2 protein-coding genes and 1 rRNA gene are annotated in these 2,946 nt (G+C 35.5%); 1 reads left to right on the top strand and 2 read right to left on the bottom strand.

Annotation, left to right across the window (positions count from 1 at the left end):
- Window positions 1-95 precede the first annotated feature (95 nt).
- On the top strand, window positions 96-713 hold the full coding sequence (locus tag N4A40_14565) for a hypothetical protein (protein MCT4663077.1): 618 nt from the start codon (window positions 96-98) through the stop codon (window positions 711-713).
- 107 nt (window positions 714-820) lie between these two features.
- Here N4A40_14565 and N4A40_14560 read toward each other — a convergent pair whose 3' ends face one another.
- The gene (locus N4A40_14560; GenBank protein ID MCT4663076.1) at window positions 821-2,431 is read right to left on the bottom strand and encodes a CTP synthase; all 1,611 of its coding nucleotides are present in this window, start codon (window positions 2,429-2,431) and stop codon (window positions 821-823) included.
- A 374-nt stretch (window positions 2,432-2,805) separates the two neighbouring features.
- A 5S ribosomal RNA gene (gene rrf / locus N4A40_14555) occupies window positions 2,806-2,922 on the bottom strand.
- Between the last annotated feature and the right edge of the window lie 24 nt (window positions 2,923-2,946).

The raw sequence follows: 2,946 nt of genomic DNA, 5'->3' as shown, positions 1-2,946 counted from the left end.
AGTTCAGGTGAACTTGTAAGCATTAATCACAAATGTTTCACACATGTCTGTTTGGGTATTTACTTGGTAATTAATGTATTTACAGGGGTGATTTTGTGTTTAAATACTTCTTCCAAAAGAAACATGAATCGTGCAATCATTGCAGATCAAAATCTAGTATGCCTTATTTCCAGAATTCTTATAAGTTTGATTCTGATTTAAAAGCATACATAATAGCTGTTTCATTGGGTTCTTATGATGATGTCTACGATGATTGGGATCCTTCTCCCTTTAAAAAGAGAGATATAGAAGATGAGTTTAGTGATTTCATAACTGACTCTGCACTAGATATTCCTCTCCGGTACAATATTGCTATCAAACTTCATTTGCCAGAATCTATTCGAAATGATAAAAAAGAAGTTCTTTTGAAAAAAGCTTATACGAATCACTTTAGATTTCTTTTGGGACGTCTTTATAGACATAAAAAAAAGCTGAGAGAAAAGCTCATGGCTTATTCATCTCTAGCTCTTTTGTTTTTGTTACTGGCTTATTCACGGCCTATATGGACAGAACACCTTGCTCTTGAAATAATTAGAGAAGGTGTATTTGTCGGTGGTTGGGTTTTCCTTTGGGAAGTTTTCACACTTTTGTTTATAACATTCTGCGAAGAAAAAATTCATGAGAACCATTTGAATAGGTTGCTACATGCCCGAATTGAATTTCTCTACAAGTAGTACTGATTGTATTTGTTTAGAAATACTCATTTAAAAAAACTACTTGTTTTAACTACTTGTTTTAACTACTTGTTTATAACTACTTGTTTATAACTACTTGTTTAGAATTATTTACTTTGTTCAACTGCGCTCTTCACAAAGTCTCTGAACAATGGATGTGATTTTGTTGGTCTTGATTTAAACTCTGGATGGAATTGAGCTGCTACAAACCAAGGATGGTCTTTTAGCTCTACCATTTCAACTAGTCTCTCATCAGGACTGATTCCACTGATTACTAATCCTTTTGCTTCCATTTGCTCTCTATAATAGCTGTTGAATTCATATCTATGTCTGTGACGTTCGTAGATTAAATCTTCGCCATATGCTGCATATGCTTTAGTATCCATAGATACCTTACATGGATAAAGACCTAGTCTCATAGTTCCACCCATGTCTTCGATATCTACTTGATCTGACATGATGTCTATTACTGGATATTTTGTATCTGGATCAAGTTCTGAAGAATGTGCTCCTTCAAGTCCTAATACGTTTCTAGCAAATTCAACTACTACCATTTGCATTCCAAGACATATTCCAAGGAATGGGATATTGTTCTCTCTTGCATATTTTACAGCACATATTTTACCTTCGATTCCTCTATCTCCAAATCCTCCTGGAACTAGAATTCCGTCAAGTCCTTTTAATTGTTCTTCACAAGAATCATCGCAAACTTCTTCTGAGTGAATCCACTCTATATCAACTTCTGCATCATTTGCAATACCTGCATGCTTAAGTGATTCTGCTACTGAAAGGTAAGCATCTCTAAGTTCTACGTATTTTCCAACAAGTCCTATTCTAACTTTGTTTTTAACGTTTTTGCTACGCTCTACCATATCTGTCCACTCTGCAAGATCTGGCTCTTTACACTCAAGACCAAGTCCATCTATTACTAGTTGTGGAAGACCTTCTTCTTCAAGCATAAGTGGTACATCGTAAAGTGTCTCTGCATCTGTATTTTGAATTACATTTCTAGGATCTAAGTTACAGAATAAACCAATCTTCTCTTTAAGTTCTTGAGATAATTCTTTTTCTGTACGACATACGATTGTATCTGGTTGAATACCTAAACTTCTAAGTTCTTTTGCTGAATGCTGCGTTGGTTTTGTTTTTAATTCACCAGCTTTTGAAAGGTAAGGTACTAATGTCACGTGGATGTAGTGAACATTTTCTTTTCCTAAGTCATATTTTAATTGTCTTATTGCCTCTAAGAATGGTAAACTCTCGATATCTCCAACTGTTCCACCAATTTCAGTTATAACAACGTCAACTGCTTTTTCTTTAGCTGCTCTTTGCATACGCTCTTTGATTTCATTTGTGATATGTGGAATAACCTGTACTGTTCCACCCAAATAATCCCCACGGCGCTCTTTGTTAAGTACTGACCAATATACTCTTCCTGATGTAACGTTTGAGTTTTGTGATAAGTTCACGTCTGTGAATCTCTCGTAGTGTCCAAGGTCTAAGTCTGTCTCAGCTCCATCATCTGTTACAAATACCTCACCATGTTGGTATGGGCTCATTGTTCCTGGGTCAATGTTGATGTATGGGTCAAATTTTTGGATAGTAACGCTAAGTCCTCTAGCCTTTAATAATTGTCCTAATGATGCTGCTGTGATTCCTTTTCCAAGTGATGATACAACACCGCCTGTTACAAAAATATACTTTGTTGTTTTTTCCATTCTTCATTCTCCTCCTCAAAAATTACCGTATATGTTATCTTGTTTCTATGTCTGGTTTCTCATTTTTCTACATTTTGTTTCAGCTTGTTTCTGCTAATAAAAAAGAAAAAATGGGGCAGAAATCCTGTCCCATTTTTAAAATGTTACTCGTAGTGTTCTATATTTAGTTGTGTGTTTGATATACATAGGTTTCATACCCTACACAACCTTTCTCTACTCGTCTATTCGTTTAATTTTCTATTTTCCGCGCTCTTAAGTTATAGCACATACTATATAATTATAAGGTTTTTTTGAAATTTGTCAAGAAGTTTTTTCAGTATAAAATTTTACGCACAAAAAAACTTGCAAAATCATTTGCAAGTTTTAATTTCGAGATCCAGCGACGTCCTACTCTCCCAGGCCGTCTCCAGCCAAGTACCATCAGCGCTAGAGGGCTTAACTTCTGTGTTCGGTATGGATACAGGTGTTGCCCCTCCGCCATTGTCACTAGATTCTCTTTTTGAAAGTCTTGAACT

It is taken from the genome of Tissierellales bacterium (genome assembly GCA_025210965.1).
Taxonomy (GTDB): Bacteria; Bacillota; Clostridia; order Tissierellales; family JAOAQY01; genus JAOAQY01.
The sequence above is the reverse complement of the archived record's forward strand: the minus strand, read 5'-3'. Positions and strand labels throughout refer to the sequence as shown.

Bases quoted from the DNA above. Each gene is read 5' to 3' on its own strand.
- N4A40_14560 (MCT4663076.1), bottom strand. From the start codon at position 2,431: ATGGAAAAAACAACAAAGTATATTTTTGTAACAGGCGGTGTTGTATCA.